Annotated in this window: 14 protein-coding genes; 9 read left to right on the top strand and 5 right to left on the bottom strand. The window is 58.4% G+C overall.

The window, feature by feature from the left end; genetic code table 11:
* Positions 1–58: 58 nt before the first annotated feature.
* The gene (locus ACSQ36_RS00515) at positions 59–1,204 is read right to left on the bottom strand and encodes a branched-chain amino acid ABC transporter substrate-binding protein (protein ID WP_213764620.1); all 1,146 of its coding nucleotides are present in this window, start codon (positions 1,202–1,204) and stop codon (positions 59–61) included.
* Positions 1,205–1,899: 695 nt separating this feature from the next.
* Here ACSQ36_RS00515 and ACSQ36_RS00510 point away from each other — a divergent pair.
* Positions 1,900–2,595 carry a dienelactone hydrolase family protein gene (locus tag ACSQ36_RS00510; RefSeq protein ID WP_213764619.1) on the top strand — a complete coding sequence of 232 codons (696 nt, stop codon included), beginning with the start codon at positions 1,900–1,902 and terminating at the stop codon, positions 2,593–2,595.
* A 77-nt stretch (positions 2,596–2,672) separates the two neighbouring features.
* Positions 2,673–4,145, top strand: coding sequence for an amidase (locus ACSQ36_RS00505; RefSeq protein WP_436180558.1), 1,473 nt, complete (start codon positions 2,673–2,675; stop codon positions 4,143–4,145).
* Positions 4,146–4,256: 111 nt separating this feature from the next.
* Here the strand turns inward: ACSQ36_RS00505 and ACSQ36_RS00500 are convergent, their stop codons facing one another.
* The 4 genes from ACSQ36_RS00500 to ACSQ36_RS00485 all read right to left on the bottom strand — a co-directional run bounded on the left by ACSQ36_RS00500 (position 4,257) and on the right by ACSQ36_RS00485 (position 8,244).
* On the bottom strand, positions 4,257–5,351 hold the full coding sequence (locus ACSQ36_RS00500) for an SAM-dependent methyltransferase (protein ID WP_436180557.1): 1,095 nt from the start codon (positions 5,349–5,351) through the stop codon (positions 4,257–4,259).
* A 51-nt stretch (positions 5,352–5,402) separates the two neighbouring features.
* Positions 5,403–6,185: a DUF1295 domain-containing protein gene (locus ACSQ36_RS00495; protein WP_436180556.1), complete on the bottom strand. Its 783-nt coding sequence runs from the start codon at positions 6,183–6,185 to the stop codon at positions 5,403–5,405.
* 346 nt (positions 6,186–6,531) lie between these two features.
* A complete protein-coding gene (locus ACSQ36_RS00490; RefSeq protein WP_213764616.1) occupies positions 6,532–6,717 on the bottom strand; it encodes a hypothetical protein in 186 nt (61 codons plus the stop codon).
* A gap of 243 nt (positions 6,718–6,960) precedes the next feature.
* A complete protein-coding gene (locus ACSQ36_RS00485) occupies positions 6,961–8,244 on the bottom strand; it encodes an MFS transporter (protein WP_436180555.1) in 1,284 nt (427 codons plus the stop codon).
* Between the two features lie 306 nt (positions 8,245–8,550).
* Here ACSQ36_RS00485 and ACSQ36_RS00480 point away from each other — a divergent pair, with 306 nt between their 5' ends.
* The 7 genes from ACSQ36_RS00480 to cas7c all read left to right on the top strand — a co-directional run bounded on the left by ACSQ36_RS00480 (position 8,551) and on the right by cas7c (position 15,888).
* A complete protein-coding gene (locus tag ACSQ36_RS00480; protein WP_213764614.1) occupies positions 8,551–8,763 on the top strand; it encodes a hypothetical protein in 213 nt (70 codons plus the stop codon).
* A gap of 84 nt (positions 8,764–8,847) precedes the next feature.
* Positions 8,848–9,912 (top strand): serine/threonine protein kinase, encoded by a 1,065-nt coding sequence (locus ACSQ36_RS00475; protein ID WP_213764613.1) that lies wholly within the window; start codon positions 8,848–8,850, stop codon positions 9,910–9,912.
* Positions 9,913–10,170: 258 nt separating this feature from the next.
* Positions 10,171–10,896, top strand: coding sequence for a PepSY-associated TM helix domain-containing protein (locus tag ACSQ36_RS00470; RefSeq protein ID WP_213764612.1), 726 nt, complete (start codon positions 10,171–10,173; stop codon positions 10,894–10,896).
* 1,131 nt (positions 10,897–12,027) lie between these two features.
* Positions 12,028–12,435, top strand: coding sequence for a hypothetical protein (locus ACSQ36_RS00465; protein WP_436180554.1), 408 nt, complete (start codon positions 12,028–12,030; stop codon positions 12,433–12,435).
* 95 nt (positions 12,436–12,530) lie between these two features.
* The gene (gene cas5c, locus ACSQ36_RS00460) at positions 12,531–13,205 is read left to right on the top strand and encodes a type I-C CRISPR-associated protein Cas5c (protein WP_436180553.1); all 675 of its coding nucleotides are present in this window, start codon (positions 12,531–12,533) and stop codon (positions 13,203–13,205) included.
* The gene (cas8c, locus tag ACSQ36_RS00455) at positions 13,202–15,019 is read left to right on the top strand and encodes a type I-C CRISPR-associated protein Cas8c/Csd1 (protein ID WP_436180552.1); all 1,818 of its coding nucleotides are present in this window, start codon (positions 13,202–13,204) and stop codon (positions 15,017–15,019) included. Before cas5c ends, cas8c begins: the two co-directional genes overlap by 4 nt.
* Positions 15,016–15,888 (top strand): type I-C CRISPR-associated protein Cas7/Csd2, encoded by an 873-nt coding sequence (gene cas7c, locus ACSQ36_RS00450; RefSeq protein ID WP_436180551.1) that lies wholly within the window; start codon positions 15,016–15,018, stop codon positions 15,886–15,888. The genes cas8c and cas7c overlap by 4 nt, the downstream gene beginning before the upstream one ends.
* The last annotated feature ends 364 nt before the right edge of the window (positions 15,889–16,252 follow it).

Raw genomic sequence — 16,252 nt, 5'->3', positions numbered from 1 at the left:
AATAAATCATCGAAGGCGGTCTTCGTCGCAGCATCACGACGCCGACCACCCGCGGCAATTACATCTTGACCACGTCCAGCAGCGTCTTCTTGCCTGCCTTGTAGTCGTACAGCGAGATCACGCCGTGCTTCAGGTCGCCCTTCGAGTCGAAGGTCGTTTCGCCGATCACACCCTTGTAATCCGTATTCGGCATAGCTGCCAGAATCTTCGCCGGATCGGTGGAGTTGGCGCGCTTCATAGCATCGACAATGATGTACACCGCGTCATACGTGAACGGAGCGTAGATCTGGATCGGCTGGCCAAAACGCTTCTGGAACTTGGCTGCGAATTCCGCGCCGCCCGCCATCTTTTCGAGCGCCATACCGGCTTCCGAGCAGACGATATTGTCGGTTGCATCGCCAGCAAGGGTCGACAACTGGTCGGTACAAACACCGTCGCCCGCCAGAACGCGTGCGCGCAGGCCAAGTTGCTTGGCTTGCTTGGCGAACGGGCCGCCGGTGGCGTCCATGCCGCCGTACATGATCGCGTCAGGATTTTCGCCCTTGATCTTCGTCAAAATCGCGCGGAAGTCGACAGCCTTGTCGTTGGTCGCATCGTGCGACATCACGTTCATGCCGAGCGACTTGGCGGTCTTTTCGAACTCGTTCGCGAGACCTTGGCCGTAAGCGGTCGAGTCGTCGACAATCGCGACGCTCTTCAGCTTCAGGTCCTTGGACGCATAGTTAGCCAGTGCCGGACCTTGTTGTGCGTCGGTTGCCACAACGCGATACGTCGTCTTGAAGCCTTGTTGCGTGTATACCGGGTTCGTTGCCGACGGCGAAATCTGCACGATGCCAGCATCGCTGTAGATCTTCGAAGCCGGGATCGAGGTGCCCGAATTCAGGTGACCAACCACGGCGACGACTTTATCGTCGACGAGTTTCTGCGCCACTTGAGTAGCCGTACGCGGGTCAGCCGCGTCGTCTTGTGCGTCGAGTTGAAGCGTGATCTTCTGGCCGCCGATCGTCAGACCCTTGGCATTGATTTCTTCAACTGCGAGGCGCGCGCCGTTTTCGTTGTCCTTGCCCAGGTGGGCAATACCGCCGGTCAACGGTGCAACGTGACCGATCTTGACGACCTCGTCGGCCGTAGCGGTTGTTGCCATCGAGGCGAACATTAGCGCTGCAGCGCTGATAGGCAACAGTTTGTGAAGCTTGGTGTTCATGTAAGTCTCCAGTTTCGGTCCCAAAAACAACGGTGTCGCCCTGTGCTCCGTCTCGTCACGTTTCGCTCAGCCCCGTGGACGACCACGCCGGATGCATCGTCATGCACTTGGCTCGTACTTCCGCAGGCCGTTTATGACGACCAGCATCCGCACTGCGCGCAAGTGTAGGGTTGTCAAATTAATTTGGGGAAGTTTTTTAAGCTAGTGGTGTGACTACTAATAAGAGAGGTGTTGAGAAGCTATTGAAAGTGTGCTGGTGCAGTGCGGAAAGGTCCTGTTCATGCGGTTCTTCAGCGGATTGACACTTTCCGCCAAGTGCGCGTTCGCGGCATTCCGGAGGCAACGCTTTAGTTTTAGCCAGCCGGGCCGTTATTATCCGGTCCGCTTGTTTCAAGTCAATTGCGCGAGTTAAGAACTCGGTTAAGGACTCAGATAAGCGCTGGGGTTAGTACTCGGTTTAGCTATTAACTAGCCGCCGCTTTAAAGCCTCAGGCCGGGCTCCATGACGACCACGGAAAGTTGCAGAAACACTTCTGAAAACGCGCCGCCGCGTGCATTTCCTACAGCCGCTTTACAGCCCGCGCCCTTGCCGGCAAGGCGCATGGAATGGTGGCACACTCTTCGGTTGCGGTTCCGCCCCGATCGTCCCTTATCATTTCGCCCCACCCATTCAGGCATCAGCCAGGAGCTTCATCATGACCGTGACATCCCGCTGGATCGACATTCCTTCAAACGGCGACACCTTCCAGGGCTATCTCTCGTTGCCCAAAGGCGGCAAAGGCCCGGGCGTCGTCATCATCCAGGAAATATTCGGCGTGAACTCGCATATCCGCGCCGTGGCCGATCAATACGCGGCCGATGGTTACGTCGCGCTCGCACCGGACATCTTCTGGCGCGTCCAGCCGCGTGTGGAACTCGGCTATGACGGCGCGGACCGCGAGAAAGCAATGGAAATCTACGGCAAACTCGACGTAGCGCATGCAGTGGCTGATGTCACCGCCACCGCCGCCGCGCTGCGCGCATTGCCGGAAGTCACGGGCAAGGTCGCGGGTGTCGGTTATTGCCTCGGCGGCCGGCTGGCGTATTTGTCCGCCGCGCAAGGCGCGTTCGATATCGCCGTGGCCTACTACGGCGGCGGCATCCAGAACGAGCTCGACGAGGCCGACAAGATCAAGGTGCCGATGCAATTCCACTACGGCGCGCTCGATGCCCACATTCCGTCTGCCGCCGTCGACTCGGTCAAGCAGCGCTTCGCGGGCAAGGACGCTCAGGTCCACGTGTACCCGGGCGCCGATCACGGCTTCAATTGCACGGATCGCGCATCGTACAATCAGGCGGCGTCAGCACTCGCGCACGGCCGCACACTGACGTTCCTCGGCGAGCATTCCTGACTCGGCGCACAACGCCGCGGACTGCACGGTTGGCCGCCTGAGAAGACGGGATACAACCGCATCAAGTAGGGGGAGCCTTGCAGTCCAAGTATCTCGACTACGACGCGATCGGCCTGGCCGAGCTCGTGCGCAGCGGCCAGGTCAGCGCGCGGGAATTGATCGATACGGCAATCACGCGCGCCGAAGCCGTCAATCCGGCGCTCAACGCCATTGTCCTGAAGGACTATCAGGCGGCTCGCAACCGCGCGAGCCGTGGCGGACGCGACGGTTCCGGCACCTTGGGCCAAGGTCCGCTCGCGGGTGTTCCCTACCTCATCAAGGATCTGGGCGCGCCGGTCGCGGGTTTGCGGATGTCCATGGGCTGCCGCCATTTCCAGCATTTCACGCCCACTGAAGATTCGCCGATCGTCGCGCGCTCGAAGCAGGCCGGGCTCAACATTTTCGGCAAGACCAACACGCCTGAAATCGGCCAGATGCCGTATACCGAACCCGAGTTGTTCGGCCCGGCGCGCAACCCGTGGGGACTCGATTACACCACCGGCGGTTCCAGCGGAGGCGCCGCGGCGGCGGTCGCGGGCGGCGTCGTCCCGCTCGCGCACGCGGCGGATGGCGGCGGGTCGATCCGCATCCCGGCGTCGTGTTGCGGGCTGTTCGGCTACAAGCCATCCAACGATGTCCAGCCGCAACCGCTGCCCGCACCCGGCGATTTAGCGGTGGATCATGCCGTGTCGCGCAGTGTCCGCGATAGCGCCCTGCTACTCGATCTCACGTCGTCCGGGCAACCGGGCGCTTTCTTCCGGGCCGTCCGCGAGCCGTGCGGGCCGTTGCGCATCGGCTATATGGAAGAGCCGCAGCTTGCGGGGGCGTTATCGGCGGATGTAAAAACCGCTCTCGACGATGCCGCCAGGCTCGCTGAATCACTGGGTCATCATGTAGAGCCGGCGTCTTTCGGGCTCGACTTCGGCGCCCTCGCTCATGCGTTCCTCGTGATGTGGTCGGTGCTGGCAGAACAGATTGTGCTGCACGCCGATCGCATCAGTGGTCAGAAGCCCAAACGCGCTGATTTCGAGATTGCGTCATGGACGATGGCGCATATCGGCCGGAGGATTGGCGAGCGCGATCTGCCGGCGGCGCTGGAAACCCAGCGTCAGTTCAAGGCGCAGATGGCTGCGTTGATGACACGATATGACGTGTTGTTGACGCCCACGCTCGCTGCCGCGCCGTTCAGAATCGGCGCCAAGCAGCCGACCCAATTCGAGCGTTTCCAGATGCAGGTGCTCTCGACGTTTCCGGTTGAAACGTTGTTGCGGCGGATGTTGTCGGTTTCTGCGAAGAAGGCGTTTGACTGGGCCGGTTGCACGGAGCTTTTCAACTTTACCGGTCAGCCGGCGATGTCCGTGCCGCTCTACTGGAACGCCCGCGGCATGCCGATCGGCGTGCAGTTCGCGGGGCGCATAAACGACGATGCCACGTTGTTCCGGCTGGCAATCCAGCTAGAGGCCGCGAGGCCGTGGTTCGCCCGCCGCCCGGCGTTGATGGCGGCGAGGTGAAGGATTGGCGGATTGACGGGTTGGCGGGTTGGCGGGTTGGCGGGTTGGCGGGTTGGCGGGTTGGCGGGTTGGCGGGTTGGCGGGTTGGCGTTAGCTCAAGCGCACGAAAACCTAGCCTGAGCGCTTGGAAAAGCGGTAATGCGCGACGCCCCATTCGTTGCCGCCGGCATACCCGAACAACTCGGCCACCGCCATATAGAACATGCGCCAGCGCTGAAACCAGATGCCGGCGTTAGCCGCGCCGTAAGTCTGGATCATCAGCGGCATCAATTCGCTGCGCGCCGCGTCCAGATTCGCCAGCCAGTGATTGGCCGTCTTTTCATAATGCGCGCCGCTCACCCACCATTGACGGTCGATGGTTAGATCGTCCTGGAAATGCAGCAGCAGCGCCTCCGATGGCATCGTCCCGCCCGTGAAAAAATACTTCGACATCCAGTCGCTGCCGTCTTTCACCTCGAAGTGATACGCCAACGTGCGATGCGCGAACACATGCACAAAAAGCTTGCCGTCCTCGCGCATCCAGCCTGAGATCTTGTTGAGCAACAGCCGATAGTTCTTCATATGCTCGAACATCTCGATCGACAACACGCGGTCGAAGCCATTGCCGAGCAACGCCGGATCGAATTGATAATCGACGATATTCCCCGTCACCACGCTCAGATTGGTTATGCCACGCGCAGCCGCCTCGCTCTCGATAAACTCGCGTTGCCCCCGCGAATTCGATAACGCCACAATCTGCGAGCGCGGATAATTTTCCGCCAGCCACAACGAGAGCGAACCCCAGCCGCAACCGAGATCGAGGACGCGCTGGCCGTCGGTGAGTTGCGCGCGGACCGCATATTCCTCAAGCATGGCTTGCTCGGCCTGATCGAGCGTTTCCGTTCCCGTCCGATACAAGCAGCACGAATACTTCAGGTGCTCGCCCAAATGCCCCTGGAAAAACGCCGCCGGCACCTCGTAGTGCTGCGTGTTCGCGGCTTGCGTTTCGATCGCGATCGGGCTTGCCCGCAGTTCATCGACCAGGCGATTAAAGCGCTTCGAACGCGCTTCGCCATCATCAATACCTTCATCGCGCAGGCGCTGTTTCATCAACCGGCGCATCCCGAAGCGCACGAGCGAATCCGGAAGCCGGCCGCGCTCGCACCAGTCGATCAGCCAGCTTTGCGTCGGCACTTCTTCTTGTGGTTTTTCTTGTGGTTCTGACATAACCGCTCGCGATGGCAGATCGCTCATGTGGAAACTCCCCGCTATTATTATTTAAGGATGACGCGGCGGCCATGGAATCAATGCACTGGTTGTGCGCATATAGTCGGCATATCCCGCGCGCTTTTTAGCCGATTCCGCTTCAATCATGGGTACGCCCGAGACTTTCATCAGCAGCCACGCCATCAGCACGGGCGGCAACAGCATGGCGAAAATCCACACGCCAACGCCGATTGCGAGTGGGATATACGCGACCCAATGCACGCACTCGAAGAAGTAGTTCGGGTGCCGTGAATAACGCCACAAGCCCGCGCGGCAGACGTTACCGTGATTCGACGGGTCCGCTTTGAACACGCGCAACTGATGATCGGCGAACGCTTCGCCCACAATCGAGATCAGCCAGATCACCGTCGCCAGCGCAACCCATGCAGCGCCCGGCGGCGTTGCGCGATAGGCCGGTACGAAAAACGCGAGCGACAGCAGCATCGAAATCACGACTTGCATCTGGAAGAACCAGAACATTTTCTTGTTCGCGTCGGCGCCCCATTGCTCGCGGAACGTGTGATAGCGGGGATCTTCCGCGTGACCGGCATTGCGCTTCCACAGATGCAGACCAAGCCGAATACCCCAGACGAACCCGCCCATTCCAACGACGACCCGCGTAGGCGAATCGCCCTCGGCGAGTATTGCGACCAGCACCGCGACCACGCCGAGCGACATCGCCCAGATGGGATCGACCATCCCCGCATTCTTCGATTTAGCTTGCCACGCCCAAACCGCCGTGAAAACAACGATAAGCGCGATAAAAACGATAACGGCAACGGTGAGCGGCGGCATGAAGTCCTCGATGTCGATTTTTTGTTCAATGAATATCGGTGGCATCGACTGGAGAGCGATTGCAACTAAGACTCGGACTACGACTTATAGGCTACTTACGCACGTTATCCTCCGGCGGATGCGCCGACACAAGGTAGCCAAGCGATAAGTGGAAGCAAAGCAAGCGTCGACGTTCAGAACGAACGCGAGCATAAGATATTCCCGGCGAGAAATGGGAATGCAAGAAACGCAGGAACGGTGCGTCTTTCGACGCCCTGTTCCCGGTCAACCAAGCGTGGAAGTCAAAGAGTTAAAGCCGAAGCCTTGACTCCACTTTACTCGCCGCGCCCATCGGTCCATCGGACTGCTAAACCAGCGCAGGCAATCCTTCCACCAGCAAAAACGCAAGCAGCACGCCGAGCAGCGCACCGAATACGCGTAGTGTGTTTTTCCGGAATTGCGTGGCGCACGGTACAGCGCCGAGGAAAAGAATGCCAGCGAGCGCCATCGGGATAATCAGGATGAAGTCGCCGATCGTGAAGTAGGTGTTCATACTCGTCTCCCATCGTTCGTGCTCAGCGTCCACCTGGCTGCGTGAGACGTCGCACTGTCGATTTGAGTATAGGCCGTTGTTTAGGCTTTATTTGTGCCGCTTTCCGCAAACGTTGGCGAAGATCAACGAAACGCCTTATGGGGCGAGGCTTTCCGGCCAGATGTTTTAAGCGGATGCGGAAAAACCCTCACACGCCAATGTTTACAAAAAACCTTCATTACATCCGTTCGTGCATCTAAGCGATCAAGCGCTCATGTGATGCTCTTGCCGGCGCAAATATTCCGCCCCGCCCAAACCGATTAATAGGAGAACGAATACGAAGCCACTTACGCCCGGCCAGCCGGCGATAGTCCAGAAGTGGCCGCCCCATGAACCAAGCACGCTGGAGCCGATGTAATAAGCGAGCAGATAGAGCGCGGCTGCCTGACCTTTCGGGCCTTTGGCCAACCAACCGATCCAGCCGCTTGCGACCGAATGACCGGCGAAAAAACCAAACGTCATGCATGCGATACCGGCAATCACCACGGGCAACGAACTCGACAATGTCAGCGCCACGCCAAAGATCATCAACAGCAGCGCGGCAATCAGGACGCGGCCACGGCCAAATATATCGGCCATTTTTCCGGACCAGGGCGATGCCACCACGCCCGTCAGATACACCACGAAGATTGCGCCAATTTCCGTCTGGCTCAGGTTGAACGGCGCCGCGATCAATCGATACCCAACGTAGTTATAAAGCGTCACGAAGCTGCCCATGAGCACGAAGCCCATCAGGATCACGCAACGCAAGCCGCGGTTTTTCAGATGCCCGGCCAGCGCCGTCCGATGATGGCGAAATCCCATTCCGGCGCGTGGCACGAAACGTCGAGACGGCGGCAGGAGCGCACGAAACGCCAGCGTGGCGAGCAGCCCAAGCACCCCGATTCCGCCGATAGCCACGCGCCACGAGAAAAAGTCCGCGAGAATTCCGCTGATCACTCGCCCGGCCATTCCACCGATTGCCGTGCCGCCTACGTAGAGTCCCATCGCGAGGCCGAGGCCGTCGGGATGCACTTCCTCCGCGAGATAGGCCATGGCGACGGCCGGCACGCCGCCGAGCGCGAGACCTTCGAGCGCACGCACGAACAACAGCGCGTGCCAGCTCGGCAAGAACGCCACGATGATCGTCAGCAACGACGAAGCCGTCAGCGACAGCGTCATCAACCGGTGCCGGCTCCAGCCCTCTGAAACGAAGCCGGCGATGAAAATCGCTATGGCGAGTGAAGCCGTCGTCACCGATACCGACAGCGCACTTTCCGCCGGACTCACGCCAAACGTTTTGGTGAACTCAGGGAGGAGCGGCTGCACACAGTAAAGCAGCGAGAAGGTGGCGTAGCCTGCAAACAGCAAGGCAATCGCCGCGTGCCAGTAAGCACGCGATCCACGTTCGAGATAGGGCAAGGGATCGGGGGAAAGCGAGGAGGACGAAGCTGACCGGGACGGCGCCGGCGATGAAGTCACAAGTGGATCTCCGGTGGCGAAGGGCATAACAATACCGTGATCGTCAGGGTTTTGCCGGAGACCGCGCCGAGCGCTTTCAATCGACTTTCGAAAAGCGGATGGAATGCAAATACGTTGTTTCCATGCGATGCAAGTTTTCGACCCACGCGAATTGATGCGCTAAAGTAGAACATCGTTTCAGCCGAAATCATCGGAACACGACTGCAATTTGCAGGCATTCGAGGAATTTACGCGCGGCACTTCAGTTTCGTGCACAGGGCCTCACGCGCCTGTGCTTCATGCAGAACCGGCCGGCACGCGCACTGTTTTGCCGGCACACCTCGGGGAGTCATCATGCAAATCGGTTCAATCGTTCGCTCCGTCCATATTGCGGTGCCACAAGGCGCACGCGGGATTGTCATGCGGATTCTCGGCGACATGGCCATGGTCGCCTGGTACGCGGATGAACCCGGCACGTCGGAACTACTAAACACGGAACCGTTCTTCCTCGAAGACCTGATCGATACCGGCGAACTCGTTCGTCCGAACAACGCGCTCATGCATTGAGGAATTAGCGCGTTTCAGAACGTTGTTTCGCCGTAACCGCGCATCGCTGATGCTTCCCCCCGCGATGCGCGTCACAATGCAGGGATGAACTCGAACCATTCCAATGCATCGCGCGCGTCCGGAGACAATCTGTCTCTCTCCGGCGACGACGCTAATCTCCCGCCTCCGCCTTTCGCCGATCTCACGCCCGAGCGTGTGCTCGATGCGCTCGACAGCGTCCTGATGCCGCTTGGCGAACGCACCGACGGCGGCATGCTCGCGCTCAACAGCTACGAAAATCGTGTGTATCAGGTTGGCATGGAAGACGGGCCGCCGATGGTCGCGAAGTTCTACCGGCCATTGCGCTGGTCCGACGACGCCATTCTCGAAGAGCACGCTTTCGTTTCGACGCTTTACGAACGCGAGATTCCGGCGGTACCGGCACGCGTGTTGAATGGCGCGTCGCTGCATACCTTCGAGGGTTTCCGGTTCTCCATCTTTGAACGGCGCGGCGGGCGTGCCCCGGATATCGACCGGCCGGAGACGCTGGAATGGCTTGGGAGGTTTATCGGCCGGATTCACGCGGTCGGGCAGATCAAGCCGTACGTGGAACGGCCAGCACTCGATATCCAGACCTTTGGATACGAACCGCGCGAGTTTTTGCTGACACACGGATTTGTGCCGAAGGACGTGCGCGAAGCGTATGAAACCGTGGTGAAGATGGCGCTGGAAGGTGTCGAGCGATGCTACGAGCGAGCCGGCGATGTCAAAAGCATCCGGTTGCACGGGGATTGTCATCCGAGCAACGTATTGTGGACGGATGCCGGTCCGCATTTTGTCGATTTCGACGATAGCCGCATGGCGCCCGCTATCCAGGATTTGTGGTTGCTGCTGCCGGGCGACCGCCCGGAGGCGTCGCGTGCGCTGGGCGATTTGCTGGCCGGGTACGAGGATTTCTGCGATTTCGAGCCGCGCGAGCTGCACCTGGTCGAAGCGCTGCGCACGTTGCGGCTGATTCATTACGCGGCATGGCTGGCACGTCGATGGAACGATCCCGCGTTTCCCGCCGCGTTTCCGTGGTTCAACACGCAGCGGTATTGGGAAGACCGGATTCTTGAGTTGCGCGAACAGGTCGGCGCGATGGAAGAAGGGCCGCTCTGGCCGGTTTGACGGGCGTTCGGCGATCGTTCGCCGATAGCTTTTCACTGCGGCCGGCGCGCCCCTCCTGCGTCGGCCGCGTAATGGGACTTAATGGGACTTAATGGGACTATTGAAGATTTTTAATGTCCGTGTAATGATAACAATTCTCATTTGAAAGCTTGACTCCGCCGATGCGCTTGTTGGTCGCTCGTTGGCGGCTTGTTGGCCGTATCGGTGAGAAATCCATCCGCAGCATCCCCTTATTCGCTATGTCCTCTGGAGAGACGCGTGAACGCGCCTGAAACTTTTGAACCCGCGTCCAACGTGACCACGATGCCGTACGCGCCGCACGGCCGCCGCCTTATCGACGACGCCGAACAGTTCGCTCGGAAACAACGCTCGCGCCGCGCAACCTTCATCAAATGGCTACGCAAGGTGCATGGCTGGGTCGGTTTGTGGGGCGCCGTGCTGGGGTTGTTGTTCGGGACGACGGGTTTTCTGCTGAATCATCGCGCCGGTCCGCTGAAGATTTCGAGCGGAGAACCTCAAGTTTCTCAAATGCAAATGGCCGTGCCCGCGAAGGGCCTCAAGTCGCCGATGGAACTCGGCAAGTGGCTCAAGCAGGAACTCAAGCTCGACGGCAATATCGGCCGGCCGAAACGTGAAGCGGCACATCCGGTTGGCTGGGGCGATCAGAAGACCATGCAGCCGGAGTTGTGGACGGTGGCGGTGGCGTCGCCGGGCGGGTCGGTATCGGCGGAATACTGGGTGGGGAACGGGTTTGTATCGGTGAAGAAGAGCGAGAACAGTTTTCTCGCGACCATGAGCAATCTGCACAAAGGCGTGGGATTAAGCGTGGGCTGGGTGCTGCTGATCGATACGCTTGCCGGCAGCATTATTCTGCTGTCGCTGACGGGCGTGTTGCTGTGGACCGAGCTGAATAAACGCAAGACGGTGGGCGCGGTGATTGTGATGGCGTCGATTGTCGCGATGGTTTGTCTGGGGTTGATGTGAGGGCTTCGGTCCTCAATTGCGCTGGTGCTTGAATGTGGAACCCCGCGAAAACGCGGGTTTTTTGGGTTTTGGGGATCTGGATTCTTTTAGTTCTTCCTCGACCGCTTCGCAAAGTCGGTGATGGAGTGCGGTGATTTGGCGCACGAATGCTTGGAGAGGTTGGCGAATTGATCGAAAGAAGTGAGAAGTCGAGCAATGCCAATCGGGCGATGGAGCAGTCGTATGAGCGGCGCAATGAGAATGATTGTTCTATACAACTAACGACTCCCGCTTTCGTCCTCGACGATTTTTTACCTATTACTTAGAACAGTCGCGAGGTCGTCAGTTAATATCGCGGCGAATGGTGGCAATCGCCCGTACGTTCATGGCAGCAACGTTGTGTCGGTGTCCGCGAACCGTAAGCGATCAGGGTTTTGCGGGCAGGTTCGCAGAAAGTAGCGTTGCGTTTTTTGGGGTGCGGAAACAAGGATCAGTGCCGCCGAAGACTCTCGCCGAGCACCAACGCGAGTTCGCGGAAAGCACCGCACTTTCAGGGTAAGAACCACGAGTTAGATGGGATGGAGTCGCGCTCTCATGGGCGCGTGGATTGAAACGTTGCGCGCATGGTCTGCGTCTGGACCTATGTTCTTGTCGCGCCTTCATCGGCGCGCGGATTGAAACTTTTATAGTGATGAGAAGCTGCGCAGCGGTGAAAGAGTCGTGCCTTCACTGGCGCGTGGGTTGAAACAACCGGGAAAAGGAAGTCATCGCCGGGCGTAACGTCGCGCCTTCACGGGCGCGTGGATTGAAACGCCTGCCGGATTTTTGACCGGCGTATCCAGCACAGTCGCGCCATCACGGCGCGTGGATTGAAACGAGGGAGTTGCCATCTACAACTGGCTGCGTCAGTACGTCGCGCCTTTACCAGCGTGTGGATTGAGATTTTGTAGGTCGGTCTACGCTGGCATCGAAAAGAGGTGGCGCCGTCACAAGCGCGCGAATCGCAACAATTATTACATTTCAAACCGAATTTTAAGATGACGCTGATATTAAGCTCCCTCGAATACGGGCTGATCAGCGACATAGCGGCAACCTAAGCCGCTCGATTTCAATCGATCGCGACGCCCACTAATAATCTCAGAGGCGACGCTCGTGACTCGAGTTTTCCACGCACACTCAACGCCGAATCCGGACGAAAGCGGCTGGCAGACACTCTCGGATCACTTCAACGCAGTGGGTCAACTCGCAGCGGAGTCCGCGAAACACTTCGGCACATCCAAACTCGCAGAAACTGCCGGAAAACTCCGCTACATTGATAAGTACACCGATTCATACCCAAGGCGCATTCGCGGCGGACCGCGCGTGGGCCACGCAACGTGGGGCGCGAAGATCGCCTGCGACCAGTACGGACCGCATGAAAAAGTAACGGCTTATACCGCTGCCGAGCCGAAATATGGCACGCAATTCATGCAACTTATTGCCATGAATCTACACAGCGACCGACATGGTTTGCAGCTTGGCGAGTCCGCGCTTCTCGACGCGGCCAGACTCATTTACTAAACCTATTTTCAGATCGGTTTAATCAGCCCGATGTGGAGGAGCGAGCAACAGCAGAAACCGATCACGTATCTCATCGCGACATAAAGGAGACAACCGTGGCATACGGAATACGTTTGCATGTCCAGGGCGAGCGTGCATTGTTCACGCGCCCCGAGATGAAGGTTGAGCGCGTGTCCTACGACGTCATCACGCCGTCCGCTGCGCGCGGCATCGTGGAAGCCATTCACTGGAAGCCGGCCATCCGTTGGGTCATCGACCGTATTCAGGTGCTCAACGAGATTCGCTTCGACACCATCCGTCGAAACGAAGTCGCAAGCAAGATCCCGGCATCGAGCGCGCGATCAGCCATGAAAAAGGGCACGCTGGAAGGTCTCGTCAACTACGTTGATGAGGATCGTCAGCAACGCGCGGCGTCCATTCTCAAGGACGTAGCGTACGTGATCGAAGCGCATTTTGAACTTACCGATAAAGCCGAAGAAGGAGACTCAATCGGTAAGCACCTGGACATCTTTAACCGTCGCGCGCGCAAAGGTCAGTGTTTTCAAACGCCGTGCTTAGGCGTGCGCGAATTTCCCGCCGATTTCACTTTACTGGAAGACGATGCCCCCGCCCGCGAGCCGCATCAATCGCTTATGGCGGAAAAAGATCTCGGCTGGATGCTTCACGACATCGACTTCAAGAATGGCATGGCGCCTCACTTCTTCAGGGCATCGATAAAGGACGGATGGATCGACGTTCCGCCGTTGCCGTTCGTGGAGTATTCGGCATGATCTTCACATCACTGGTCGAGTATTACGAACGGCTCGCCGCACAAGGCAAGGTACCCGCATTCGGATCGACGCAGGAAAAGATCGGCTATTCGATCCTGTTGAATCGCGAAGGCGAAGTGCAGGACGTCATCAATCTCAGCAATCCCGCCGACAATAAATCGAAGTGGACAATGCTCACGGTTCCGGCATCGTTTAAACGGTCGGGTATCGCGCCGCCACCGTTTTTCCTGTGGGACAAGACGGCTTTCGTGCTTGGGGTCGACCAAAAAGCGGGGGCTGATACCCCGACGCTAAATGCACGATCATGGGCAGTTTTCAAGGCGCTCCATCTTGATCGTCTGGCCGGGGCAACCGACGAAGGGCTTGTCGCGTTACGCAAGTTCATAGAGGCGTGGATTCCAGACAACTGGCAAGGGTGCGAACACATTGCCAAACACGCCCCGGCTATTTTCGGCACGAACGTCGTTTTCCGGCTTGATGGCGAACTCGGCTATATCCACGAGCGTCCCGCGGCTCAGGAACTGGTCAAGCACTACAGCGCGGCCGATGAAACGACCCTCGGCTTGTGTCTCGTCAGCGGTGAAACGCGTCCGATCGCGCGTCTTCATCCGGCCATTAAAGGCGTGTGGGGAGCGCAAACATCGGGGGCATCGATTGTCTCTTTCAACCTCGACGCCTTCGACTCATACGGCAAGGATCGCGGCGCGAACGCACCGGTTTCCGTGCATGCGGCCTTCGCTTACACAACGGTACTTAACCACTTGTTGCTGCGCGATCCGCATCATCGTCAATGCGTGCAGATTGGGGATGCAAGTGTGGTGTTCTGGGCCGAAGCCAAGGATCAGCAACAGCGGGAAGCAGCGGAAAACCTGTTCCTCAGTGAGCTGGAACCGCCGTCCAGTGACTCAGCCGAATCCGCCAAGCTCAAGCATGCGCTTGATGCGGTATTGGAGGGACGTGCGCTGCACGACATCGATCCGAATCTCGATCCTGCCTCGAAAATATTCGTGCTTGGGTTGTCACCGAATGCGTCTCGGCTTTCGGTGCGCTATTGGTTCAGCGAAAACCTTGGCGTATTCACGAAACGACTCGCGCAGCACTACAACGATCTGGCCATCGAACCCACGCCGTGGAGAACAACGCCAGCCGCGTGGCGCTTGCTGTCCGCTATAGCGGCACGGGAGAAGACCGAAAACGTTCCGCAGCAACTAGCGGGATCCTTGATGCGCGCGGTCCTCAGCGGCGGGCGTTATCCGCGCACTTTGTTGAGCGCCGCGATCATGCGCATGCGCGCAGATGGAGATATTTCCGGACTGCGCGTGGCGTTGTGCAAAGCCGTTCTGGCACGCGACCAGCGTCTCGGCAATGGCGATATTCAAGAGGAGGTACCTGTGAGTCTCGATAGAAGCAACACCATGCCGGGTTATTTACTCGGGCGGTTGTTCTCGGTGCTGGAAGGCATTCAGGAAGCCGCGCTGCACTCTGCCAGCGCGAGCATCAAGGATCGTTATTACGGGTCCGCTTCTGCCATGCCCGCAGCCGTATTTCCGATCCTCATGCGTGGCGCGCAAAACCACTTATCCAAGGCGATGAAAGATCCGAAGGGAAAAGGACTCGCGATATCGCTAGAAAAAGAAGTGCAACAAATTATCGATGGTCTTGGCTGTGAATTTCCAAAGACGCTTCGACTAGAAGACCAGGGCCGCTTTGCTATCGGCTACTACCACCAGCGCAACGAACGTTTCCGTTCGAAGGCTGGCAAAGGCGACGCTGCAGAAATCATCACCGACGATATCCTGGAGACAAGCGTATGACCATCCTCGCCAACCGCTACGAATTCGTTTATCTGTTCGATGTCACCAACGGCAATCCGAATGGCGATCCCGATGCGGGAAACCTGCCGCGTCTCGATCCCGAAACCAATCTCGGCCTTGTCACCGATGTCTGCCTGAAACGAAAGATTCGCAATTACGTGACGCTGGAGAAGGATAACGAGGCCGGTCACGCCATCTATATGCAGGAAAAGGCCGTGCTCAATCTTCAGCACAAACTAGGTTATGCGGCGCTCAATCTCGTCCCGGTGGACAAGAAACTGCCCAAGGATGTCAAGGACGCGGAAGCGCTCACCAAATGGATGTGCACGAACTTCTTCGATATCAGGGCTTTCGGCGCAGTCATGAGCACGGGCGTCAACTGCGGGCAAGTGCGCGGCCCCATTCAACTGGCGTTCGCCAAGTCGATCGAACCCATTGTGCCGATGGAAGTCTCCATCACCCGCATGGCCGTCACAACCGAAAAGGACGCGGAGAACGCTGACCGCACGATGGGTCGCAAGCACATCGTGCCCTACGGTTTATATCGGGTACATGGCTTCATATCGGCGAAGCTCGCGGAACGCACCGGGTTCACTGAAGACGATCTCGAACTGGTATGGCGCTCGCTGATCAACATGTTCGAACACGATCGCTCCGCAGCCCGTGGCGAAATGGCTGCGCGCAAGCTGATCGTGTTCAAACACGAAAATTCAGTGGGCAACGCGCCGGCGCATACCCTTTTCGATGCGGTAAAGGTCGAGCGCATAAAAGAAGGCGCTGATCTGCCGGCCCGGTATTTTTCCGATTATGTCGTGTCGATTGACAAAGCGAAGATTGCGAGCGGTGTTGAAGTCATCGAGCGAATCTGAGTCGATGACTCGCGTGCTCGAGCACGGCGAGACCAAGGAGGCGGTCGACTTTAATACGCCGATGCAAACGGCGAATTTATACTGCGAAAACGGCAGGTTATAAGCGATAGCGTCGCGCTCTTCACGGGCGCGTGGGTTGAAACGACTTGGGATTGCGTCCGGCGGGATGTGCCACCGGTCACGCTCTTCACGAGCGCGTGGGTTGAAACATGGTTGCCTCTCAAGTCGATCGGTATGCAACAAGTCGCGCTCTTCGCGGGCGTGTGGGTTGAAACGCTCCATGAGATCGTATCAACGAAGCGGGACCGGCGGTCGCGCGCTCCACGGTCGCATAATTTGAAACATCCGATGGGTTTGCTCCAGT

The sequence above is a fragment of the Caballeronia sp. LjRoot34 genome, assembly GCF_964253815.1.
Classification (GTDB): domain Bacteria; phylum Pseudomonadota; class Gammaproteobacteria; order Burkholderiales; family Burkholderiaceae; genus Caballeronia.
Note: the sequence above shows the minus strand (reverse complement) of the source record. Positions and strands in the feature narration are given on the sequence as shown.